This is a genomic window from Microbacterium martis, from assembly GCF_047246685.1.
In the GTDB taxonomy this organism is placed as follows: Bacteria; Actinomycetota; Actinomycetes; order Actinomycetales; family Microbacteriaceae; genus Microbacterium.
This window is the reverse complement of record NZ_JBFOKT010000001.1, coordinates 1,268,992-1,290,143: the sequence shown is the minus strand read 5'-3', so window position 1 is coordinate 1,290,143 and position 21,152 is coordinate 1,268,992. Positions and strand designations below refer to the sequence as shown.

Here is a 21,152-nt window from a genome sequence, read left to right as displayed (position 1 = left end):
CCCACGTTCAGAGGGAGCCGGGCTCGGTCCCCGTGACGATCGGAACACGCACCGCGCTGCCCCACTCGGTCCACGAGCCGTCGTAGTTGCGCACGTTCTCGAAGCCGAGCAGATGCCGCAGGACGAACCAGGTGTGGCTCGACCGTTCGCCGATCCGGCAGTACGCCACCACGTCGTCGCCGTCCTTCAGTCCGGCGCCGTCGCGGTAGATCGCGTCGAGCTCGGCGCGGGTGCGGAACCCGCCGTCCTCGGCCACCGCCTTCGCCCACGGCACGCTCTGCGCCGTCGGGATGTGACCGGCGCGCAGCGCGCCCTCTTCCGGGTAGGCGGGCGCCGTGGTGCGCTCACCGCTGTACTCCTCGGGGGAGCGCACGTCGATCAGGGGGTTGCCGAGGTGCGAGAGCACGTCTTCCTTGTAGGCGCGGATGACCGAGTCGTCGCGCTCGACGACGGGATAGTCGGTCGCAGGCCGGGTGGTCGCGTCGCGCGTCAGCTCGCGCCCTTCGGCGATCCAGCGGTCGCGCCCGCCGTCGAGCAGCCGGACGTCTTCGTGCCCGAACAGCGAGAACACCCACAGCGCGTACGCCGCCCACCAGTTGTTCTTGTCGCCGTAGATGACGACCGTGTCGTCGCGCGCGATCCCCTTGGCGCCGAGCAGCGCGGCGAAGCCCTCGCCGTCGACGTAGTCGCGCACGACCGGGTCGTTGAGCTCGGTGTGCCAGTCGACCTTGACGGCGCCCGGGATGTGCCCGGTTTCGTACAGCAGCACGTCTTCATCCGACTCGACGACGACCAGACCCGGGGTCCCGAGATGCTCCGCCAGCCAGTCGGTGGAGACGAGGCGACCGGGGGCCGCGTACTCGGCGAACTTGGGGGAGGAGGTGTCGAACTCGATGGCCATGGGATCTCCGGTAGCGGTGAGCGGGCGAGGGGCGCGTGCGGACGGCGTAGGGTGGAGCCGTCCCTTCGACGATAGATCCCCGCCGGGCAGCCGGCGTCGGATTCGTAAGACTTCGACACAGCCAGCACCGATTCAGGACCGTGATGACCCAGAGCACCCGCACGGGAGTCGTGCACCTCACCGATCGCCAGCCGACCGTGAGCGGGCCCGAGATGCTGGCGAGTCTGGTGCCGCCGCCGCAGTTCGACGAGGCGACGTTCGACAGCTATCGCGCCGATCCCGCCCACCCCTCGCAGGAGGAGGCGAAGCAGACGCTGATGCGCTTCTCCGGTCGCGGCGGCGCCGTCCGACGCGGCGGGCTCTTCAGCCGGGCGAAGAAGGAGCCCGAGATGAAGCCGGGCGTCTACCTCGACGGCGGCTTCGGAGTGGGCAAGACCCACCTGCTCGCGTCGATCTTCCACGCGATGCCGGTGCGACGGAAGTACTTCGGCTCGTTCATCGAGTACACGGCGCTGGTCGGCGCTCTGGGGTACAAGAACACCGTCGAACTGCTCAAGGGCGCCGATCTGCTCTGCATCGACGAGTTCGAGCTCGACGACCCGGGCGACACGATGGTGATGACGCGCCTGCTGGGAGAGCTGGTCCCCACGGGCACCCGGCTCGCAGCGACCTCGAACACGCCTCCCAACGCGCTCGGAGAGGGACGCTTCGCCGCGCAGGACTTCCTGCGCGAGATCCATGCGATGTCCGATCGCTTCCAGACTCTGCGCATCGACGGCGTCGACTTCCGTCAGCGCGCTCTCGACGGTCACGCCGTCGTCCTCGACGACGACGCCTATGCCGAGGCGTCGGAGCGGGCGGCGGCGGCCGGTGCGGCATCCGACGATCGCTTCGACGACCTGATCCGCCATCTCGCCCAGGTGCACCCGTCGCGCTACATCCGCGTGATCGACGGGATCGGCCAGGTGGGCCTCCGCGATGTGCGTCAGCTCACCGACCAGTCCGAGGCGCTCCGTTTCGTCGCTTTCGTCGACCGGGTCTACGACGCGCAGATCCCGGTCATCGCGACCGGCCGCGGCCTGGACGAGGTCTTCAGCGACGAGATGCTCGCCGGCGGATACCGCAAGAAGTACCTGCGCGCCATCTCCCGGTTGAACGCGCTCACGCATTCTGCGTGACCCCGCAGCCCCGTGTAACGCGATGTTCACACGCCGGGCACTCCTGTAACAGCGAGGAAACAAACCTCACGCATGCGCGAAACCGCGCGTGGTCACACTGAAGCTCTCAATTACTTCGGATGTGAGGTTTTCCTATGGATGCTCCCGGCAACATCTCGTGGGCGATCACCGCGACCGCGCTGGTCCTGCTCATGACGCCCGGCGTCGCCTTCTTCTACGGTGGTCTGGTCAAGGCCAAGAGCGTCGTCAGCATGATGATGATGAGCTTCGGCTCGATCGGTCTCGTCGCCGTGCTGTGGATTCTCTTCGGCTTCTCGATGAGCGCCGTCGACAGCCCGACCGCTTTCGCCGGCAACCCGTTCGCCGACTTCGGTCTCTCGAGCCTCGCCTCGGGTGAGGGCTCGAACGTCGCCCTCCTGGGTGTCGCCTACGGTGCCACCTTCGCGATCATCACCGTCGCGCTGATCTCGGGCGCCATCGCCGACCGGGCGAAGTTCGGCAGCTGGCTGATCTTCGCGGGCGTCTTCGCCACCGTCGGATACTTCCCGGTCGCCGCGTGGGTCTGGGGCGGCGGCTGGATCATGAACCTCGGCACCGCCCTGTTCGGCGAGGACAGCGGCATCGGCGTCATCGACTACGCCGGCGGCACCGCGGTGCACATCAACGCGGGTGCGGCCGCACTCGCGCTGGCCCTCGTGCTCGGCAAGCGGATCGGGTTCCAGAAGGGCATCCTCAAGCCGCACAACGTGCCGCTGACCCTCCTCGGCGCCGCGCTGCTGTGGTTCGGCTGGTTCGGGTTCAACGCCGGCGCCGAGTGGCTGGCCGAGGACATGGGCGGCGTGGGCCTCATCGGACTCAACACGCTGGGCGCCACGGCCGCCGCGATCCTCGGCTGGATCCTCATCGAGAAGATCAAGGACGGCAAGCCCACCTCGGTCGGAGCCGCCTCAGGTGCCGTCGCCGGTCTGGTCGCCATCACGCCGGCCTGCGCCAACCTCACCCCCGGCTGGTCGCTGCTGCTGGGAGCCGTCGCCGGCATCGTCTGCGCCCTCGCGGTCGAGCTGAAGTTCCGCCTCGGCTTCGACGACTCGCTCGATGTGGTCGGCATCCACCTCGTCGGCGGTCTGATCGGCACCGTGTACCTCGGCTTCTTCGCCACCGGCACCGGCCTGTTCGTCGGCGGAGACGCCCGACAGCTCGCCGTGCAGGTGATCGCCGCGCTGGGAGTGCTGATCTACTCCTTCGTGGTCGCCTTCATCATCGGCTTCGCGATCCAGAAGACGATCGGCTTCCGCATCACCAACGAAGACGAGATCGCCGGCGTCGACCAGGTCGTGCACGGCGAGGAGGGCTACGCTCTCGCCGACGCCTGAGCCGCTGTCGGTAGGGTGACCGTGTGAGCAACGGAAACGGCATCCTGACGGCACTCGCGCAGCTCGTGCGCACCGCGATGGGATCATCGCATCGGGCGCCTCGGACCTCTCGTCCGAGGCGCCCGATGGCGCGTCTGCGCACCTCGGGCGGGGCGGCGGTCGATCGCGCGGGCGCCCCGCGGACGATCAGGGTCGATCCGACTCGCATCGCCGCACTGCAGGTCGCTTACGCGCCGGAGCCCGACGGCGCCCCCGATGCCGGGGAGATCGTCTGGACCTGGGTCCCCTATGAGGAGGACGACGGCCGGGGGAAGGACCGCCCGGTGCTCGTCATCGGACGATCGTCGGGCGATCGCGTGTACGCGGTGCGCCTGACCAGCACACCGCATGACGGCGACCGCGACTTTGTGCCCATCGGATCGGGCGACTGGGACTCGCAGGGGCGCGAGTCGTGGGTCGACGTGGAGCAGCTGTACAGCGTGCACGAGAAGGGCCTGCGTCGTGAGGCGGCCGTTCTCGACCGGCGCCGCTACGACGCGGTGGCGAGCGTGCTGCGACGCCGTTACGGCTGGGCGGACGCCGGCGGACGGCGCTGATCCCCGCGACGCCGCAATCCGATTCCGAGCGGGCGCCGAACCATGTGTGAGCCGCGAGCGCGGCGAAGCACAAGGAGGAATCATGCGTTTCATCCCCACCAAGGTCCACGGCATCCTCGACTACGTCGTCGGCGTGGCGCTCATCGCGGCACCCTGGCTCTTCGGATTCGCCGGCATGGGCGGACCCGCCGTCGTCATCCCGATCGTGCTGGGTGTCGGCCTCATCGTCTACAGCCTCTTCACGAAGTACGAGTGGGGCCCGTTCGGCTTCATCCCGATGCCCGTGCACCTCGCCTTCGACATCGTCGCGAGCCTCTTCCTCGCGCTGTCGCCCTGGATCTTCGGATTCTCGGGCGAAGCGCCCAACGTCTGGGTGCCGCACGTGGTGGTCGGCATCGCGGTGATCGTCGTGGTGCTGTTCTCTCAGCCCCAGCCGGCGGGCAACCGCGGTCGCGCCGCCACCGCCTGACTCCCGGACGATGAGGCGCCCCGCCGATCGGCGGGGCGCCTCGTCGTGCGCGAAGGTCAGACCGTCGAAGGATCCTCGTCGTCCTCGGCATCCGTCTGGGCCTCCTGCACGGCGTCGTCGTCCACCTGCGCGGGCGGGAGGTCCTGCAGGAAGCCGCGGTCGCGGTTCGGGTCGCCGCTGCCGTCGCCGGCGATCGCGGCATCGTCGTCGGTCGGGTTGCCGCTGTCGTTCACATCGCTCATGGCGTCTCCTGTCGTTCGTGATCCAGCTGCGGACGCTCGTGTCGTCGCCCGCTCGGTCGGAGTCTGCAACCCCGATCGGCCGAGGACGAGCCCCTGGTGCGCAGCGGAACCGGATGCTAGTCCTCGCCGCGCAGGGCGGCGCTGAGCCAGCGCGCGTAGAGCAGCCACGGGTCGCCGGCGGCGCGCAGGGCATCGGTGTGCGCGCGCAGCGCGTCGGTGAGGGTGAACCATTCGCCGCCCTCGCGCTCCGCCGACCAGTCGCGGTGGCGCTGCTGCTCGACGGAACGCCCGCCGCGCTCGAACGCCAGCAGCTCGTCGTGCCGGATGGCGGCGAGCCGCTGCCGCGGACGCCGGCTCGTGCCGATCTTCACGCGGCGGTCGAACCGGAGGTAGTACACGACCTCGATCTGCGGCAGGGGCAGGTCGCCGTCGGGCACGTCTCCGTATCGCCAGCCGCACGCGCTGCAGATCCACGCCGCTCCCAGGCGCGCGCCGGAACCGCCACCGCAGAGGTGGCAGGGGCCGGGGAGGTCGCCGTCGGAGAGCACGGATCGCACGCTACGCCCGGCCGCCGACATCCCTCCGGACGGCGCCGCCTCGGGGCGCGACGGGCTCGCGGTGGAAGGGAAGGGAGCCTAGTGTCGAAGGGACGCGCGGGGCGATGCGCTCGCGCCACGAGGGGAGGTGACGGGATGCGAGATCTTCGACGATCGGGGTTCGCGACCGCCTCCCTGGCGATGGTGGTCGTGCTCTCCGCGTGCACCGCCCCGTCGGCCGGTCCGTCGGCGGGTCCGACGGCGGCGCCGCCGTCGACCCCGCCGGTCGTCGACCTGACGAGCGCAGAGGTCGTGGCCGAGGGCCTGCAGGCGCCCTGGTCGATCGCGTTCCACGAGGGCGTCGCCCTGGTCAGCGAGCGCGACTCGGGCCGCATCGTCCAGGTCGCCGCAGACGGCGGCATCCGGGAGGTCGGCGTCATCGACGGCGTCCGTCCTCGGGGCGAGGGTGGACTCCTGGGCATCGCCGTGCACGACGGCGACCTCTACGCCTACCTGACGACGGCCGACGACAATCGCATCGAGCGTTTCGCCCTGAGCGGGCCGGGTGATTCCCTGCGGCTCGGCCCCGCCGAGGAGGTCATCTCCGGAATGGAGGCCGCGGCGAATCACAACGGCGGCCGCATCGCCTTCGGACCCGACGGAATGCTCTATGCGACCGTCGGCGACGCGGGCGACCCGTCGTCGGCTCAGGATGAGACGTCGCTCTCCGGCAAGATCCTGCGGCTCACGCCCGAGGGCGAGGTGCCCGCCGACAATCCGGTCGACGGATCCCCCGTATACAGCTCGGGACACCGCAACCCGCAGGGCCTCACCTGGGCGGCGGACGGCACCCTCTACGCGAGCGAGTTCGGTCAGGACACGTGGGACGAGCTCAATGTGATCGAGCCCGGCGGGAACTACGGCTGGCCCGAGGTCGAGGGCATCGCCGGGCGCGAGGGCTTCATCGACCCGGTGCAGCAGTGGAATCCGGACGACGCCAGCCCGAGCGGCATCGCCGTCGCGGGGGAGTCGATCTTCCTCGCCAACCTGCGCGGGGAGCGCCTGCGCGAGGTGCCGCTCGCCGACCCGGGCGCCGCCCACGAACACCTCGTCGGCGAGCACGGCCGGTTGCGCGACGCGGTCGTCGCGCCGGACGGGGCGCTGTGGATCCTCACGAACAACACCGACGGCCGTGGTGCCCCTCGCGACGGCGACGACCGCATCCTCCGATTCGGGGTCGGCTGAGACTGCAGCTCCCCTCCCGGTCGATCCGCGGGCGCGACGACGTCGAGGCTGTCGACGCGCGACGCATCGGCGGACACAGCGGCCGAGGTCTCCCGCATCCGCGCGTTCCTTGCCAGACTCGGGGCATGGTCTTCCTCGGTTTCCACGCCTCCCATGAGCAGATCCCACCGAGCGCGCTCCTGCAGGCGGTGATCGACGCCGAGCGCGCCGGCTTCGACGGGGCGATGTCCTCCGATCATCTGGCGCCCTGGACGACCGCTCAGGGGGAGTCGGGATTCACCCTGAGCTGGATCGCGGCCGCCCTCGCCCGGACGAGCTTTCCGATCGGCATGGTCAACGCACCCGGTCAGCGCTATCACCCGGTGATGATCGCACAGGCGTTCGCCACCCTGGAGGAGATGTTCCCCGGCCGCTTCTGGGCCGCCATGGGAAGCGGCGAGGCGATCAACGAGCACGTCACCGGCGACGAGTGGCCGCCCAAAGACGTCCGCAACGAACGCCTCCGTCAGAGCGTCGACGTCATCCGCCGACTCATCGCGGGCGAAGAGGTCAGCGAAGACGGATTGGTCCGGGTGCACCGAGCGCGGGTGTGGAGCAGACCCGCGCACCCGCCGCCGCTGTTCGCGACCGCCGTCAGCGCGGAGACGGCGGGCTGGGCGGCGTCGTGGGCGCAGGGCCTCGCGACGGTCGCGCAGGAACCCGACGCGCTGCGGCGCGTCGTCGAGGCCTACCGCTCGGCCGGGGGCATCGGACCGTGCATCCTCCAGGTGCACCTCAGCTGGGCGGAGAGCGACGACCGGGCGTTCGCGATCGCGCGGGATCAGTGGCGCAACGGCCTGCTCGCGCCGCCGATCACCTGGGATCTCGAACAGCCGGAGGACTTCGACGCAGCCCTCGCGGGCAAGGATCCGGAGGAACTGCGCCGGGCGGTGCTGATCGACCACGACCCCGCCTCGCTGGCGTCCCGCATCGCGGAACTCGTGACCATCGGCTTCGACCGCGTCTACCTCCACCACGTCGGAACCGAGCAGTCCGAGTACCTCGACATGGCGGCATCCGACCTCCTCCCCGCACTCAAGGAGCAGCTGTGAAGATCACCGACACGAGCGATCTCTGGTGGAAGACGGCGGTGGTCTACTGCCTCGACGTCGAGACCTTCCTCGACTCGAACGGCGACGGCGTCGGAGACCTGCAAGGGCTGGGGCAGCGCATCGACTACCTGGCACAGCTGGGCGTGACCTGCCTGTGGCTGATGCCCTTCTATCCCACGCCCGATCGCGACGACGGCTACGACATCAGCGACTTCTACGGCATCGACCCGCGCCTGGGCACGCACGGCGATCTGGTCGAGGTGATCCGCACGGCTCGCGACCGCGGGATGCGGGTGATCGTCGACCTCGTCGTCAACCACACCTCGGACCGGCATCCCTGGTTCCTGGCGGCGAAGCGCAGCGTGGACTCGCCGTACCGCGACTACTACATCTGGCGTTCGGACGCGCCGCCGAAGGGACAGAAGAACGCCGTCTTCCCCGGACAGGCCGACGGCATCTGGGAGAAGGACGAGAAGTCGGGGCAGTGGTACCAGCACAGCTTCTACGAGCACCAGCCCGACCTCAACATCGCCAACCCGCGGGTGCGCGATGAGATCGCGAAGGTCATCGGTTTCTGGCTGCAACTGGGCATCTCGGGCTTCCGTGTCGATGCCGTGCCCTTCCTGCTCGAGATCCCGGAGGGCGCCGACATCCCGGAACCCCATGACCTCCTCAAAGACATCCGGCGGTTCCTGCAGCGCAGGTCGAGCGAGGCGATCCTGCTCGGCGAGGTGAATCTGCCCTACGAGCAGCAGATCGAGTACTTCGGCGGCGAGAGCGGTGACGAGCTGACGATGCAGTTCGACTTCGTGGGGATGCAGGCCCTGTACCTCTCGCTCGTGCGGCGCGACCCCGCGCCGCTGATCGAGGCGCTGCGGTCGCGACCCGAGCTCGGGACCGAGGTGCAGTGGGCCAACTTCCTGCGCAATCACGACGAGCTGACCCTCGACAAGCTCAGCGACGCCGAGCGCGAGGAGGTCTTCGAGGCCTTCGCCCCCGACGAGCGCCAGCGCGTCTTCGGGCGCGGCATCACGCGTCGGCTGCCGCCCATGCTCGAGGGCGACCCCCGCCGCATCCGCATGGCGTACAGCCTGCTGTTCACCCTGCCGGGGACGCCCGTGCTGTTCTACGGCGAGGAGATCGGCATGGGGGAGAACATCGAGATCCCCGGGCGACAGGCGGTGCGCACGCCGATGCAGTGGTCCGACGATCGCAACGGCGGTTTCTCGGATGCTGCGCCCTCGCGGCTCGTCGCCGCGCCGCCCTCCGACGGCTATGCGCCGACGCACGTCAACGTCGCGACGCAGCTCGAGGACCGCGGGTCCCTACTGCACTTCGTCCGCGATCTCGTGTCGCGCTACCGGATCTCGCCCGAGCTGGGCTGGGGCGCGTTCGAGGTCGTCGAGCAGCCGGCCTCGTCGGTGCTCGTGCATTCGCTGACCGCCGACGTGGGGCGGTTCGTCGCGGTGCACAACTTCTCGGAGGTTCCCGTCGAGACGCGCTTCCGACTGCCCGACGAGCCCGACGGCTCGGCTCTCGTCGACCTGCTCCATGCGGCGCGACTGCCGCTCGGTCCGAAGGGGGTCGTGGCGTTCGAGGTGCCGGCGTTCGGCTACCGCTGGCTGCGCGTGTCCCGTCCGGGCGACGGTCGCGTGACCTGAGCGTCATCCGCCTCGGCGGTGTCCGGGGACGGCTCGGCGTCGGGGGACGGCTCGGCGTCGGGGGACGGCTGGACGAAATCGGCATCCGAGATGTTCCCGGATGCCAGGTCGTCATCGGGGCCGTCGTAGGTGCTGCTGTCGTCGTCGGCGGGGGTGGCGCTGGGGATGCTGCTCATCGCGTGCTCCTGTCTGTTCGTCGCGGACCGTGTTCTTCCTATCGCGCGCAGACCGCAGGCTGCAGGGCGTTGACAGACGACGGTTGCCGTCCCGGGTCGCGGTCGGGCAAGCTCGGAATGCCGATGGGGAGGTGCGGGTGTCGCGGAAGAGAGCCGGGTCCGTTCCGCATGCGCCTGTCCGCCGCCGGGTCTACCTGCTGTACCTGCACGGAATCGGCGTGCGCGACCGCGAGCACTTCGTCGAACAGCAGCTCCGCCATCTGAGCGAGGTCGTCGCGAGCGGTGAGCGACCCTGGGAGCCAGGGGAGTGCGCACCGGAGTGCCGAGCCGGCGCATACGGGCGGCACACCCATTGGATCGCCGACTCGCCGGAGGATCGGGTCGATGTGACGATCCAGCCGTTCCACTGGGGCGCGGATGTCGCACCGCGACCCGTCACCGTCGTCGCCTGGTGGGTCTTCCGCGCCGCTCTGGCCGTCATGCTCCTGCAGCTGGTCGCTCCCTGGGGCGTGTTCGTCCGCCGGGTGCGACGGGCGACAGAGATCGGGCAGACCCTTCGCCGTCGGACGCTCGTCCTGGCGTCGGTGCTCATCGTCGGTCTCGTCCTGCCTCTCGCGACGTTCCTGCTCGTCGTCCCCGTCGCCGTCTGGCTGGCCTGGCTGATCGTCCGAGCCGCCGCATTGCTGCTGCTCGGGTGCCTCGCACTCGTGGGCATCCTCCTCTACGGTGGCGTCGCGTGCGCCATCGGGCTCGTCAGCAGCGCCGCCCAGGCGAGGTTGAGCAGGCCGATCCTGCTGCTCAACGATGCGCTGGTCTGGTGCTCGGACGACGCGTTCCGACTCTGGGCGATCGATCAGTGCGGTCAGCGCATCGCCGCCGCCGCGGCGGACCACCACGTGCTGATCGGACACTCGCAGGGCGGGTCGATCCTCACCGAATGGGCCCGATCGGCAGACCTGGTCGCGACGCCGGTCACCCTGCTCACCCTCGGCAGCGGTCAGGGGATCCTCGCCACGCTGCACGAGGCGACGAAGAAGGGCCGGGCCTGGCTGGCCCTGGCGGCGAGTGTGGCGGTCATGGCCTTCATCGCGTCGGTCGGAGGGGCGATCGCCGCGATCGTGGGATCGATCCCCGAGGCTGCGGCGCAGCTGCGCGTGCACGAGCAGATCGTGCAGCTGGTGTGGCTCGGAGGCACGGCGGCGGAGGGTCATCTGCGTGCGGTCGCCGAGGAGACCGCGCGCATCGCGTCGGTGATGCTCCCGGCAGCGGTCGATCAACTCGCCGACGGAGAGCCGCCGTCCGCGGTCGTTCTCGCGTCGTACGTGCTTTCGATCGCGCTCCTGGCGCTGCTCGGCGCGGTCCTCTCGATCATCCGGCCGCTCGCGCGGGCGATCATCGCCCGTTGCCACACCACGGCACCGGGCATCGACTTCAGCGCCGGTCGCGACCCGATCTCGCTGCCCCTCCACGTGCTCGGACCGGCCGCGCGGCTCAGACGCATCCCGCAGACCGGATCGATGAGCCTCGATCACGTGCGCTATGCGCGAAACGGGATCGCCGTCACGCCGACGATCGCCGTCGCCGCGCGGCTCGCGGTGCGCGGTGAGCCCTTCGACGACCGGCGGCGGATGGCGTGGGACGCCGAACTGCGACCCGCGCTCTACGAGCACCGCGTGGAGCTGAACGGACTGCGCGCGCTCCGCGCCATCGTGATGATCGCGGCGATCCTCTCGCTGCTCGGTGTCGCCGTCGGCACGTCGACGGACATCGCCTCGGTGGTGGTGGTCGTCGCTCTGCTGGTCGCGGTGTGGTGGGCGGCCGCCGCGCGCGGTGCACATCTGTTGGAGCGGAACTCGGTGCTCGCCGCGGCGGGTGAGCTTCGCCGGACGGGTCGTCGGCGTCGTGCCCGGCGAAGCCTGCCGAGGGCTGCCGTGCTCCTCGCTCTCGCGCTGCCCTTGTTCGGGGCCCTCACCCTCCCGGCTGACCTGGAAGGGATCGTCGCGCCCGCTCAGATCGCGGCGGTCGACAGCGCCCGCAGCCTGGCCGCGCCGTCGTTCCTCGCCCTGGTGCTCAGCGCCGGTCTCTTCGTCCGCGGCTCGCGCATCGCGCGGCCGGCGGCTCTCGTGGCGACGGCGACGGCGGCGGCCGGCTGGTTCGCTCTGGGCTGGCCGTTCGCGTCGATCTGGCTCATCGGCACGCTGGCGGCCGGACTCGCGTGCGTGCTGATGCCGATCACGGTCCGGAAGACGCGGGGCGGAGACGACGAACGCTACCGTGACGACGAAGGCCCCCGTCTCGGCGGCGGCCTTCATGATGATCCTGTGGGCGATACCGGACTCGAACCGATGACCTCTTCCGTGTGAAGGAAGCGCGCTACCAACTGCGCCAATCGCCCCTACCTGCGGGGTACGTCAACCGATACTACCCGACACCCAGCGGCCGTGAGGACCACTCCGAGGGACACGCGCGAGATTCGATTCCGGTTTGGACACTCGTCGATCATCGGCTAATGTTTCATGAGTGCCCGGGTCGACCGGGAACGAAATGCGGATGTAGCGCAGTTGGTAGCGCACAACCTTGCCAAGGTTGGGGTCGCGAGTTCGAGTCTCGTCATCCGCTCGAGTGCAGAGGTTCCCCTTCGGGAGGATCCACCGCACGTGGGCTCGATCCACACGGTGGCGTGGCCGAGCGGCTAGGCACCGGCCTGCAAAGCCGTTTACACGGGTTCGAATCCCGTCGCCACCTCACCGCAACTGAATAGCCCACACGGGCGCGATTGGCGCAGCGGTAGCGCGCTTCCCTGACACGGAAGAGGTCACTGGTTCGATCCCAGTATCGCGCACAGAGAAACCCCCGGAGCTCCGGGGGTTTTCGCATTCCTGGCCGCTCGACCCGGGATGCCTGCCCACGACGGGCATTGCTATCGTCGGCGGATGGACTCCGCCAGCGTTCTGATCCTGCACGGCTCTCCCGGCTCCGGGAAGAGCACCCTGGCCCGAGCGATGTCGGAACTCCTGCGGGCCGCGGGCGTGCCGCACGGGGTGATCGACGTCGACGAGCTGAACCTGATCTTCCCCTCACCGGAGCGGGACTTCTGGCTGGGCAACCTCGCAGCCGTCTGGCCCCGCTACGCCGCGGTGCCCGGCATCCGCATGATCATCCCGACGGTCGTCGCCGATGTCGACCGCCTCGAGCTCCTGCGCGCCGCCGCTCCCGCGGCCTCGTTCCAGGTGTGCGAGCTGGTGGCGCCGCTGGAGGTCCTCAAGGCACGGGTCACCGAGCGTGAACCCACCGAGGAGTGGCGCGCCTCGTTGCGAGCGTGGGTCGACCATCACGCGGCGCGCACCGACCTCGAGGACGTGCGCGACTTCGTCGTCTCCACGTGTGACCGTACGGAGGTCGATGCCGCCGAAGAGGTGCTCCGGCGCGCGGGGTGGAGCGTCTGAGAGGCGAGCCGCGATACGGCGTGGGCAGGACGGAGGAGAAGTAGTCGGATTCGGCATCGGCATCGGGATGGCTGTCGGCATCGCCATCGGCGTCGCGGTCTGGCTGTTCCGACGAGGCCGCGCGGACTGACGCCTCGAGGTCAGGTCATGCCGGGAATCGCGTCCGGTTGAACGGCGTGTGCACGCGGGTGAACGGCCAGGCGGAATCGATCCACGCCGTGACGCGCCGGCCCAGCTCCCTGTTCAGCCACTCGGGTGCCTCCGCCGTCACCCACCACGACACCTCCGCCTCGATGCCGTCGGCGTCGACGGGGTCGATGTAGACGCAGCCGTACAGCTCCGATTCGTCGGCCGCCAGGATCGCGTAGTTGAACGACTCGTGGCGTTCGACCTCATCGGCATGGCGCTGCAGGTCGTCGGCATCCTGCTCCGGGGTCATCGTCGCAGGCGGCCATCCCCAGGCCTCGCCGTACATCTCCCAGAGCATCTCCCGGCTGCCCATGACGGCCGGCATGTCGATATCGACATCGGATGCGCGGATGGGCCGCAGGTGCACGCCGTCGCGCCATTCGACCAGACGCGGGTGGAGGAAGTCCGACGGCAGCCAGGTTCCGCTCATGCGCCCATCCTCCTCGTCATCCGATGGTTCGTCAGGACGATACCCGCGCGCACGACCTCCTGAGAGGCCTCGACCACGAAGCCGTATCGAGCGAAGAAAGGACGGGCGGTCTCGCTGGCGTTCACCGACAGGTCGGAGAGGCCCCGCGCCGCGGCGATCGCCGTCACGTGCGCGAGCAGAGCGCCGGCTATCCCGCTGCGGCCGACCTCGGGATCGACGAACATCATGTCGATGTACCCGTGGTCGTCGATGTCGGTGAACCCCACGACCGCGCCGTCGCGCTCGGCGACCCAGGTGGCGGCCGACGCGCGGCGAGCCGCCCAGCCGGCGGGATCGACACCGCCCGCCCATGCCTCGATCTGTTCGGGCGTGTAGTCGGCGGCGGCCGTGACCCTGATCGCACGGTCGAAGACCCTGCGCGTCGCCGATGCGTCGTCGGGCCGGTATCGCCGGATGCTGGTCGCCACGCCGTCACCCCTCATCCCGCGGGGCGCGCTTGACGACGTCGTACGCGGCGAGCGCGGCCCTGCGCGTCTCGCCGAGGTCGACGATCGGCCGAGTGGGTGCGTCGCCGGCCCATCTGCCGATGTACACGCCCTCCGGGTCGAACTTCTTCGCCTGGAGCTCCGGGTTGAAGATGCGGAAGTAGGGGGCCGCATCCGCGCCGGAGCCGGCGACCCACTGCCAGTTGAACGGGTTGTTGGCGCCGTCGGCATCGACCAGGGTGTCCCAGAACCACTGTTCGCCGAGCCGCCAGTCGATGAGCAGGTTCTTGACGAGGAACGATGCCGCCACCATGCGCACCCGGTTGTGCATGTAGCCCGTGTGCCAGAGTTCGCGCATGCCCGCGTCGACCAGTGGGATGCCGGTCTCGCCGTGCTCCCAGCGGTCCAGGAGTGACGGGTCGAGCGGGGGCCACGGGAAGGCGTCGAACTCTCGGCGGAGGTTCGTGGTGGCCAGATCGGGAGCGTGGAACAGCGTGTGCCAGGCGAACTCCCGCCACCCGAGTTCGGAGAGGAATCGCCCCGCGCCGTCGACGTTCACCGCCTCGTGCCAGACGGTGAACGGGCTGAGCTCTCCCCAGCGCAGTCGCGGGGAGAGAAGAGAGGTCGCCCCCGCCGACGGCTCGTCTCGCGCGCGACCGTAGGCGGGGAGATCCTCGGCGAGGAACTGCTTCAGCCGGCGGCGTGCTGCCGGTTCGCCTGGCTCCCACGTCTCGCGCAGCCCGCCCGCCCAGTCCGGCGTCGTCGGAAGCAGACCCCAGCCGTCCAGGGCGTCGGATGCAGGTCGTGTGCGCGGGCCGTCGATCGAGCGCGGCTCGGGCAGGGGAGCGCGCGGGGCGGGCAGCGCGAGGCACGCGCGCCAGAAGGGGGAGAAGACGGAATAGTGCGTGCCGCTGCCGGTGGTCACCGTCCACGGCTCGTGCAGGAGCGATGCCGCGAAAGACGCCACCGTGAGACCGTCGTCGCGCAGCGCGGCCTTGATGCCCGCGTCGATCTCGCGCTCGGGACCCCCGTACCGCCGGTTCCAGAACACCGCTCCGGCGTGCGTCTCCTCGGCGAGCGCACGGATCGCCTCGGCGGCGCGCCCGCGGCGCAGCACGAGCTGCGACCCGCGCTCCTCGAGCCGCTCCGACAGCGATGCGAGGGAATGATGAAGCCACCAGCGCGCAGCGCCGCCGAGCGGTCGGATGCCGTCGGACGCCTCGTCGAGCACGTACACCGCGACGACGGGCTCACCGCGGTCGACGGCCGCGCGGAGCGCCGGGTTGTCGGCGAGACGCAGGTCGTCGCGGAACCAGACGAGGGAGGGGGAGGTCATGGGCCCATTGTGGCGGACGGCGGCGCGAGCGTCTCGGGCGCGCGACACGTCAACGGCGGCGCCCCTTCGCGGCGGCATCCCCGGTCGCCCACAGCGCCCACACCACGAGGAGGGGCTGGAGGAAGAGTCGTCCGAGCCTCCGGGCGTCGGTGTCGAGTCCGGGCGTGGACCGCCGCGTCCGCCACTGATGCACGTTGCCGGGGAACACGGCCACGAAGAATGCCGCTGTCGCCCAGCCGATCCGGCGGCGCTCTCGCGGGAGGGCGACGAGGCCTACGGCGAGAGCGACCTCGGCGGCGCCCGACGCGAGCACGATGTCGTTCTTGTCGAGACGCGTGAGGCTGGTGGCCCACTCCGGCACCACGACACGGAAGCCCCGGGTCGCGGTGAAGTGCAGCACGCCGATCGCGGCGAGGGCGAGTGCGAGGATCCAGCGGGCGAGTGCTCTCATGCGGCCACGCTACCCGCCACCGCAGCGCATCGCCGCGTTCGGCGTCGTCCTCGCATCCACCCGGCGTCGTGCGGTCGCGTCGTGAATCGCGCCCTGCGACACTGTCCCCGTGACCGTCTTGCGCATCGCCGTCCTCTTCGTCCTCGCCGCCCTCGCAGAGATCGGCGGCGCCTGGCTCATCTGGCAGGCGGTGAAGGAGGATCGGGGCTGGCTGCCCGCCGTGCTGGGCGTCATGGCCCTGGGGGCCTACGGCTTCATCGCGGCCCTGCAACCCGATGCGAACTTCGGCCGCGTCCTCGCCGCCTACGGCGGTGTCTTCATCGCCGGGTCCCTGGCGTGGGGGATCATCGTCGACGGGTTCCGCCCGACGCTGTGGGACTGGGTGGGTTCCGCGGTCGCCCTGGTCGGGGCCGCGATCATCATCGTCGCGCCCGCCGCGTCGACGACGGCATCCGATCCCGTCTCGTGACGGTCGGCGCGACGGTGCCGTGCGAGTAACCTGGGTACCGACCCAGATGGAGAGTTTCTGTGCCTGACAACGCCCGGCCGCACGACGGCTTCGCCCTGTTCTCTGACCGAAACGTCGTCGCGATGCGCGTCAACGGCGACCTCAAGGATCTCGCCACGGTCGTGACCGAGTCCGACGAGGTGGAGCCGGTCACGATCGACAGCGCGGACGGGCTTGCAATCCTGCGGCACTCGACCGCGCACGTCCTCGCCCAGGCGGTGCAGCGCATCAACCCGCAGGCGAATCTCGGCATCGGCCCGCCCATCACCGACGGGTTCTACTACGACTTCGGTGTCGAGACGCCGTTCACCCCCGATGACCTCAAGGCCATCACGAAGGAGATGCAGCGGATCGTCCGCGAGGGCCAGCGGTTCGTCCGCCGTGTCGTCACCGACGATGAGGCGCGCGCCGAGCTCGCCGACGAGCCTTTCAAGCTCGAGCTGATCGGCCTCAAGGGCCCTTCGACGAGCTCAGGGACCCAGGTGGGCAAGGTCGAGGGGGCATCCGTCGAGGTCGGCGAGGGCGAGCTCACGATCTACGACAACACGACCCGCGACGGCGAGGTCGTCTGGAAGGACCTCTGCCGCGGCCCCCATCTGCCGAACACCCGCATGATCGGCAACGGCTGGGATCTCACCCGCATCGCCGCCGCGTACTGGCGAGGCAGCGAGACGAACCCGCAGCTGCAGCGCATCTACGGCACGGCGTGGCCGACGAAGGACGAGCTGCGCGCCTACCAGCACCGGCTCGAGGAGGCCGCCAAGCGCGACCACCGCCGTCTCGGCAAGGAGCTCGACCTCTTCTCGTTCCCCGACGAGATCGGCTCGGGCCTGTCGGTCTGGCATCCCCGCGGCGGCATGATCCGCGGCGAGATGGAGCAGCACGCCCGCAAGCGCCACATCGAGGGCGGCTACACCTACGTGTACACCCCGCACATCTCAAAGGAAGACCTCTTCCTCACCTCGAACCACCTCGTCACCTACAAAGAGGGCATGTTCCCGCCGATCGTGATGGACGAGGAGCGCGACGAGAACGGCGAGATCACGAAGCAGGGCCAGGACTACTACCTGAAGCCCATGAACTGCCCGATGCACATCCTCATCTACAAGGAGCGTGCGCGCAGTTACCGTGATCTCCCCCTGCGCTTCGCGGAGAACGGCACGGTCTACCGCAACGAGCTCTCGGGCGCGCTGCACGGTCTCACGCGCGTGCGCGGCTTCACGCAGGACGACTCGCACCTGTTCGTCACGCCCGACCAGCTCGAGGGCGAGGTCGCGAAGGTGCTCGACTTCATCCTGTCGATGCTGCGCGATTTCGGCCTCACCGACTTCGAGCTCGAACTCTCGATGAAGGACGACGAGAAGGCGAAGTGGATCGGCTCCGACGAGTTCTGGGAGACGTCGACCGAGGCGCTGCGCCGTGTCGCCGTGGCATCCGGCCTCAAACTCACCGAGGTTCCCGGGGAGGCGGCGTTCTACGGTCCGAAGATCGACCTCAAGACGCGCGACGCGATCGGACGCACGTGGCAGCTGTCGACCGTTCAGGTCGACCCGAACCTGCCCGAGCGCTTCGATCTCGAGTTCATGGACAAGGACGGGCAGAAGAAGCGCCCGATCATGATCCACCGGGCGCTGTTCGGCTCGATCGAGCGCTTCTTCGCGATCCTGCTCGAGCACTATGCCGGCGACTTCCCGGTGTGGCTCTCTCCCGTCCAGGTGGTGGGCATCCCCGTGGCCGAGGACTACGCCGACTATCTCGGCGACGTGATCCGCACGCTGCGCGATGCGGGGGTGCGGGCCGAGCTCGACACGTCCGACGACCGGATGCAGAAGAAGATCCGCACCCACACGACCGGCAAGGTGCCGCTGCTGCTGATCGCGGGGGAGACCGACCGGGATGCCGGAACCGTCTCGTTCCGCTACCGCGACGGCTCGCAGGAGAACGGGGTGCCGATCGCCGACGCGGTCGCCCGGATCCGCAGCGCGATCGACTCGCACGCGCTGGTGCAGACGGCGGGGGATCTCTCGTGACCGTGCACGGGGAGAACGTCCGGTGACCGAGATCGAAGACGGCGGTCTCCTGGCCGGAGTCCCCGACGAGTTCCAGCGCCTGTGGACCCCGCACCGGATGGCCTACATCCAGGCCGGCCCGGAGCCGCTCCGCGAGGAGTGCCCGTTCTGCGAGGCGCCCAAGCATGCCGACGCCGATCGACTCATCGTGGCGCGCGGTGAGACCGCGTACGTATTGCTCAACCTCTTCCCCTACAACTCCGGTCACCTCCTGGTGTGCCCCTACCGGCACATCGCCACCTACGATCAGGCGACAGCGGCGGAGGTCGCCGAGATCGGCTCCCTCACGCAGACGGCGATGCGGGTGCTGCGCGAGGTGTCACGGTGCGACGGGTTCAACCTCGGCATGAATCAGGGTGCCGTCGCGGGCGCGGGCGTGGCCGAGCACCTGCATCAGCACGTCGTTCCGCGTTGGGCGACCGACGCCAACTTCTTCCCGATCATCGCGAAGACGAAGGCGCTGCCGCAGCTCCTGGGAGAGGTGCGCGAGGCCGTCGCGAACGCCTGGCCGCATCCCGGCCGCTGAGCGGATTCAGCGCACCTGGCGGGCCGTGAACTGCAGGCGCGGATGAGCGTAGAACTCCTGCGCCTCGACGAGCTGCAGTTCGCGCTCACCGGAGTCGAGCGTCGTCTTCAGCAGGTCGAACACGCTCGAGGCCGTGCGCTCGAGCGCGGTGCGCGCGCTGCCCGTCTCGACGTAGTGCGCTGTGAACAGGGCCGCGGTGACGTCGCCGGAGCCGTTCGCCTTCATCGGCAGGTGCGGGGTCTGCACGATCCAGGCGCCGGCGTCGTCGACGGCCAGCATCTCGATCGTCCCCTCCTCGCGATCGGGCCGCTCGACGCTGGTCACCAGCACCGTGCTCGGCCCCAGCGCGCGCGCCAGGTCGACGGATGCGAGGGTCGACTCGAGCGTGTCGGGCTCGGTTCCGGTGAGGAAGCCCAGCTCGAACTGGTTCGGCGTGATGATGTCGGCCACCGGCACCACGCGCTCGCGCAGCAGGATCGGGATCGCCGGCGCGACGAAGCATCCGGACTTCGCGTTCCCCATGACGGGATCGCACGCGTAGACGGCCTTCGGGTTCGCCGCCTTCACACGCGCCACGGCGTCGATGATGACGTCGCCGATGCCTTCGCCGCCCTGATACCCGCTGAGGACCGCGTCGATGCGCTCGAAGGCGCCGCGCTCCTCGATGCCGGTGATGACCTCGCGCACGTCGGCGGGGTCGATCAGCGGGCCGCGCCAGGCGCCGTACCCGGTGTGGTTGGAGAACGTGACGGTGTAGACCGGCAGCACCTCCACGCCGATGCGCTGCAGGGGGAACACCGCGGCCGAGTTCCCGACGTGGCCGTAGGCGACGGCCGACTGGATGGAGAGGATCCTCATTCTCCGATCCTTTCATTCAAGGCGAGCGGATGCCCGCGGCGGGTGGTCAGCGGACGGCGGAGACGATGTCGTCGACGAGCGTCGCAGCATCCTCGTCGTCCAGGTCGTGCACGGTGAGCCGCAGGTGACGCGACGGCTCGGCTCGGTCGTCGAGTGCGAACTCGTCGCCGGTGCGGGCGAGCCAGCCCCGGCGCATGAGCCGCTCGGCGACCGTGCGCGCCGAACGCGGGAGTTCGATCCACAGGCTCAGGCCGTCGGATGCCGGTGCGTCGATGCCGCGTGCGCGCAGGCGCTCCGCGAACGCCGCGTTCCGCTCGGCGTAGTGCGTGGCGGCCGCAGCGACCTCTGCGGTCACGGCGTCGTCGGTGAGCTGGGTCAGGGCGAGCCGCTGCAGCAGGTGGCTGACCCAGGTCGTGCCGGGACTGAGCCGCATCGCGAGCCGCTCGGCCGTCTCGGGATCGGTGGCCGCGACCGCGAGGCACATGTCGGGGCCGAGGAACTTCGACACCGAGCGCACGAGGGCGAAGCGGCGGTGATCCGGGCCGATGAGCGTCTCGTAGCGCCGCTGCGACAGCATCGAGAAGTGGTCGTCCTCGATGATCAGCACGTAGGGATGATCGGCCAGCACGGCGCGCAGCGCGGCGGCGCGCTCGGGTGACAGGCTCGCGCCGGTGGGGTTCTGCGCACGCGGCGTGCAGATCACCGCCCGCACGCCCGCGTCGAGGGCGGCGCGGAGTCCGTCGACCGTCATGCCCTCGTCGTCGACCGGCACGGCGACGGCGCGATACCCGCCGAGCCGCACGGTGTGGATGCTGGCGAGGAAGCACGGGTCCTCGAGAGCGACGGCGTCGTCGCGCATCAGGGCCTGGGCGAGCAGCCGTTCGACGGCGTCGACCGCTCCGCTCGTGATCGTGATGCGGAAGTCGGCGGCGAGGTCCGCTGCGACCCAGGCGCGCGCCCAGTCGTCGAGGTCGCGGTCGATCACGGGCTCGCCGTAGAGCACGGGGCGGCCGGCGATGTTCACCAGAGCGCGCGACGGGTCGGGGATGCGCCGGGGGTCGGGGTTGCCGGTGCCGATGTCGCGGAGGACGGTGTCGGCGGCGTAGCCCTCCTGCGCGACGGCCTCGATGCCGGCCACCACGGTGCCGGCGCGACCGCGCGAGACGACCAGGCCCGCCTGGGCGAGCTGCCGGTACGCGGCGACGGCGGTGTTGCGGTTGACGCCGAGCCGGGCAGCGAGCTCGCGCACGGGCGGCAGGGGATTCCCCGCTCGGAGGACCCCGCGGTCGCGGAGGCTGCGGACGCTGTCGGCGATGTCGGCCGCGGTCGTTCCTGTGATGTCGTCGCTCATGGGGTCCCTGCCTCGATTCTAGGTCGAATCGGACA

22 protein-coding genes and 4 tRNA genes are annotated in these 21,152 nt (G+C 70.0%); 14 read left to right on the top strand and 12 right to left on the bottom strand.

Annotated elements, in window-relative coordinates:
* Window positions 1-7 precede the first annotated feature (7 nt).
* Window positions 8-901: a sulfurtransferase gene (locus AB3M90_RS06225; protein WP_412950676.1), complete on the bottom strand. Its 894-nt coding sequence runs from the start codon at window positions 899-901 to the stop codon at window positions 8-10.
* Between the two features lie 143 nt (window positions 902-1,044).
* Between AB3M90_RS06225 and zapE the strand changes: the two genes are divergently transcribed.
* From zapE to AB3M90_RS06205, 4 genes are all read left to right on the top strand, one after another.
* Complete coding sequence (gene zapE / locus AB3M90_RS06220) at window positions 1,045-2,079, top strand: cell division protein ZapE (protein ID WP_412950675.1); 1,035 nt, start codon at window positions 1,045-1,047, stop codon at window positions 2,077-2,079.
* Between the two features lie 134 nt (window positions 2,080-2,213).
* Complete coding sequence (locus AB3M90_RS06215; protein WP_412950673.1) at window positions 2,214-3,452, top strand: ammonium transporter; 1,239 nt, start codon at window positions 2,214-2,216, stop codon at window positions 3,450-3,452.
* A 23-nt stretch (window positions 3,453-3,475) separates the two neighbouring features.
* Complete coding sequence (locus tag AB3M90_RS06210) at window positions 3,476-4,048, top strand: type II toxin-antitoxin system PemK/MazF family toxin (RefSeq protein WP_412950671.1); 573 nt, start codon at window positions 3,476-3,478, stop codon at window positions 4,046-4,048.
* A gap of 82 nt (window positions 4,049-4,130) precedes the next feature.
* Window positions 4,131-4,517, top strand: a complete 387-nt coding sequence (locus AB3M90_RS06205) for an SPW repeat domain-containing protein (RefSeq protein WP_412950669.1) — start codon at window positions 4,131-4,133, stop codon at window positions 4,515-4,517.
* Between the two features lie 56 nt (window positions 4,518-4,573).
* Here the strand turns inward: AB3M90_RS06205 and AB3M90_RS06200 are convergent, their stop codons facing one another.
* Window positions 4,574-4,759, bottom strand: a complete 186-nt coding sequence (locus AB3M90_RS06200) for a hypothetical protein (RefSeq protein WP_412950667.1) — start codon at window positions 4,757-4,759, stop codon at window positions 4,574-4,576.
* 116 nt (window positions 4,760-4,875) lie between these two features.
* Window positions 4,876-5,307, bottom strand: coding sequence for a GIY-YIG nuclease family protein (locus AB3M90_RS06195; protein ID WP_412950666.1), 432 nt, complete (start codon window positions 5,305-5,307; stop codon window positions 4,876-4,878).
* A 144-nt stretch (window positions 5,308-5,451) separates the two neighbouring features.
* Here AB3M90_RS06195 and AB3M90_RS06190 point away from each other — a divergent pair, with 144 nt between their 5' ends.
* From AB3M90_RS06190 to AB3M90_RS06180, 3 genes are all read left to right on the top strand, one after another.
* Window positions 5,452-6,540 carry a PQQ-dependent sugar dehydrogenase gene (locus tag AB3M90_RS06190; RefSeq protein WP_412950665.1) on the top strand — a complete coding sequence of 363 codons (1,089 nt, stop codon included), beginning with the start codon at window positions 5,452-5,454 and terminating at the stop codon, window positions 6,538-6,540.
* A gap of 125 nt (window positions 6,541-6,665) precedes the next feature.
* The gene (locus tag AB3M90_RS06185) at window positions 6,666-7,631 is read left to right on the top strand and encodes a TIGR03885 family FMN-dependent LLM class oxidoreductase (RefSeq protein ID WP_412950663.1); all 966 of its coding nucleotides are present in this window, start codon (window positions 6,666-6,668) and stop codon (window positions 7,629-7,631) included.
* Complete coding sequence (locus AB3M90_RS06180) at window positions 7,628-9,292, top strand: alpha-amylase family protein (protein WP_412950661.1); 1,665 nt, start codon at window positions 7,628-7,630, stop codon at window positions 9,290-9,292. Before AB3M90_RS06185 ends, AB3M90_RS06180 begins: the two co-directional genes overlap by 4 nt.
* On the opposite strand, the gene AB3M90_RS06175 is transcribed toward AB3M90_RS06180, so the two are convergent.
* The 3 genes from AB3M90_RS06175 to AB3M90_RS06165 form a co-directional block, all read right to left on the bottom strand.
* The gene (locus AB3M90_RS06175) at window positions 9,244-9,468 is read right to left on the bottom strand and encodes a hypothetical protein (protein ID WP_412950660.1); all 225 of its coding nucleotides are present in this window, start codon (window positions 9,466-9,468) and stop codon (window positions 9,244-9,246) included. The genes AB3M90_RS06180 and AB3M90_RS06175 overlap by 49 nt on opposite strands.
* Before the next feature lie 38 nt (window positions 9,469-9,506).
* A complete protein-coding gene (locus AB3M90_RS06170; RefSeq protein ID WP_412950659.1) occupies window positions 9,507-11,780 on the bottom strand; it encodes a hypothetical protein in 2,274 nt (757 codons plus the stop codon).
* A 10-nt stretch (window positions 11,781-11,790) separates the two neighbouring features.
* Window positions 11,791-11,863, bottom strand: a tRNA-Val gene (locus AB3M90_RS06165).
* A gap of 151 nt (window positions 11,864-12,014) precedes the next feature.
* Here AB3M90_RS06165 and AB3M90_RS06160 point away from each other — a divergent pair.
* The 4 genes from AB3M90_RS06160 (at window position 12,015) to AB3M90_RS06145 (ending at window position 12,914) form a co-directional block, all read left to right on the top strand.
* Window positions 12,015-12,087: transfer RNA gene (locus AB3M90_RS06160), tRNA-Gly, on the top strand.
* A 55-nt stretch (window positions 12,088-12,142) separates the two neighbouring features.
* A tRNA-Cys gene (locus AB3M90_RS06155) sits at window positions 12,143-12,213 on the top strand.
* Between the two features lie 25 nt (window positions 12,214-12,238).
* Window positions 12,239-12,310: transfer RNA gene (locus AB3M90_RS06150), tRNA-Val, on the top strand.
* A 91-nt stretch (window positions 12,311-12,401) separates the two neighbouring features.
* Entirely contained in the window at window positions 12,402-12,914 is a 513-nt protein-coding gene (locus AB3M90_RS06145; protein ID WP_412950657.1) for an AAA family ATPase, read from the top strand.
* Window positions 12,915-13,059: 145 nt separating this feature from the next.
* Here the strand turns inward: AB3M90_RS06145 and AB3M90_RS06140 are convergent, their stop codons facing one another.
* Genes AB3M90_RS06140 through AB3M90_RS06125 form a run of 4 tightly spaced genes read right to left on the bottom strand, consistent with a single transcriptional unit; the run spans window position 13,060 to window position 15,805 of the window.
* The gene (locus AB3M90_RS06140) at window positions 13,060-13,533 is read right to left on the bottom strand and encodes a GNAT family N-acetyltransferase (RefSeq protein WP_412950655.1); all 474 of its coding nucleotides are present in this window, start codon (window positions 13,531-13,533) and stop codon (window positions 13,060-13,062) included.
* Window positions 13,530-14,000 carry a GNAT family N-acetyltransferase gene (locus AB3M90_RS06135; protein ID WP_412950652.1) on the bottom strand — a complete coding sequence of 157 codons (471 nt, stop codon included), beginning with the start codon at window positions 13,998-14,000 and terminating at the stop codon, window positions 13,530-13,532. Before AB3M90_RS06135 ends, AB3M90_RS06140 begins: the two co-directional genes overlap by 4 nt.
* Window positions 14,001-14,004: 4 nt before the next feature.
* Window positions 14,005-15,354 (bottom strand): cryptochrome/photolyase family protein, encoded by a 1,350-nt coding sequence (locus tag AB3M90_RS06130; RefSeq protein ID WP_412950651.1) that lies wholly within the window; start codon window positions 15,352-15,354, stop codon window positions 14,005-14,007.
* Window positions 15,355-15,403: 49 nt separating this feature from the next.
* Window positions 15,404-15,805 carry a DoxX family protein gene (locus AB3M90_RS06125; RefSeq protein ID WP_412950649.1) on the bottom strand — a complete coding sequence of 134 codons (402 nt, stop codon included), beginning with the start codon at window positions 15,803-15,805 and terminating at the stop codon, window positions 15,404-15,406.
* A gap of 109 nt (window positions 15,806-15,914) precedes the next feature.
* Between AB3M90_RS06125 and AB3M90_RS06120 the strand changes: the two genes are divergently transcribed.
* From AB3M90_RS06120 to AB3M90_RS06110, 3 genes are all read left to right on the top strand, one after another.
* Complete coding sequence (locus AB3M90_RS06120; protein WP_412950648.1) at window positions 15,915-16,274, top strand: YnfA family protein; 360 nt, start codon at window positions 15,915-15,917, stop codon at window positions 16,272-16,274.
* A 122-nt stretch (window positions 16,275-16,396) separates the two neighbouring features.
* Window positions 16,397-18,343, top strand: coding sequence for a threonine--tRNA ligase (gene thrS, locus AB3M90_RS06115; protein WP_412951233.1), 1,947 nt, complete (start codon window positions 16,397-16,399; stop codon window positions 18,341-18,343).
* Window positions 18,344-18,365: 22 nt separating this feature from the next.
* On the top strand, window positions 18,366-18,908 hold the full coding sequence (locus AB3M90_RS06110; protein ID WP_412950647.1) for an HIT family protein: 543 nt from the start codon (window positions 18,366-18,368) through the stop codon (window positions 18,906-18,908).
* Between the two features lie 6 nt (window positions 18,909-18,914).
* Here the strand turns inward: AB3M90_RS06110 and pdxY are convergent, their stop codons facing one another.
* Window positions 18,915-19,766: a pyridoxal kinase PdxY gene (gene pdxY / locus AB3M90_RS06105; RefSeq protein ID WP_412950645.1), complete on the bottom strand. Its 852-nt coding sequence runs from the start codon at window positions 19,764-19,766 to the stop codon at window positions 18,915-18,917.
* Window positions 19,767-19,812: 46 nt separating this feature from the next.
* Complete coding sequence (locus AB3M90_RS06100) at window positions 19,813-21,117, bottom strand: aminotransferase class I/II-fold pyridoxal phosphate-dependent enzyme (RefSeq protein WP_412950643.1); 1,305 nt, start codon at window positions 21,115-21,117, stop codon at window positions 19,813-19,815.
* Window positions 21,118-21,152: the final 35 nt, after the last annotated feature.

Bases quoted from the DNA above. Each gene is read 5' to 3' on its own strand.
- pdxY (WP_412950645.1), bottom strand. From the start codon at position 19,766: ATGAGGATCCTCTCCATCCAGTCGGCCGTCGCCTACGGCCACGTCGGG.
- AB3M90_RS06170 (WP_412950659.1), bottom strand. From the start codon at position 11,780: ATGAAGGCCGCCGCCGAGACGGGGGCCTTCGTCGTCACGGTAGCGTTC.
- AB3M90_RS06175 (WP_412950660.1), bottom strand. From the start codon at position 9,468: ATGAGCAGCATCCCCAGCGCCACCCCCGCCGACGACGACAGCAGCACC.
- AB3M90_RS06145 (WP_412950657.1), top strand. From the start codon at position 12,402: ATGGACTCCGCCAGCGTTCTGATCCTGCACGGCTCTCCCGGCTCCGGG.
- AB3M90_RS06215 (WP_412950673.1), top strand. From the start codon at position 2,214: ATGGATGCTCCCGGCAACATCTCGTGGGCGATCACCGCGACCGCGCTG.
- AB3M90_RS06140 (WP_412950655.1), bottom strand. From the start codon at position 13,533: ATGAGCGGAACCTGGCTGCCGTCGGACTTCCTCCACCCGCGTCTGGTC.
- AB3M90_RS06225 (WP_412950676.1), bottom strand. From the start codon at position 901: ATGGCCATCGAGTTCGACACCTCCTCCCCCAAGTTCGCCGAGTACGCG.
- AB3M90_RS06190 (WP_412950665.1), top strand. From the start codon at position 5,452: ATGCGAGATCTTCGACGATCGGGGTTCGCGACCGCCTCCCTGGCGATG.
- AB3M90_RS06125 (WP_412950649.1), bottom strand. From the start codon at position 15,805: ATGAGAGCACTCGCCCGCTGGATCCTCGCACTCGCCCTCGCCGCGATC.
- AB3M90_RS06130 (WP_412950651.1), bottom strand. From the start codon at position 15,354: ATGACCTCCCCCTCCCTCGTCTGGTTCCGCGACGACCTGCGTCTCGCC.
- zapE (WP_412950675.1), top strand. From the start codon at position 1,045: ATGACCCAGAGCACCCGCACGGGAGTCGTGCACCTCACCGATCGCCAG.
- AB3M90_RS06200 (WP_412950667.1), bottom strand. From the start codon at position 4,759: ATGAGCGATGTGAACGACAGCGGCAACCCGACCGACGACGATGCCGCG.
- thrS (WP_412951233.1), top strand. From the start codon at position 16,397: ATGCGCGTCAACGGCGACCTCAAGGATCTCGCCACGGTCGTGACCGAG.
- AB3M90_RS06205 (WP_412950669.1), top strand. From the start codon at position 4,131: ATGCGTTTCATCCCCACCAAGGTCCACGGCATCCTCGACTACGTCGTC.
- AB3M90_RS06185 (WP_412950663.1), top strand. From the start codon at position 6,666: ATGGTCTTCCTCGGTTTCCACGCCTCCCATGAGCAGATCCCACCGAGC.
- AB3M90_RS06100 (WP_412950643.1), bottom strand. From the start codon at position 21,117: ATGAGCGACGACATCACAGGAACGACCGCGGCCGACATCGCCGACAGC.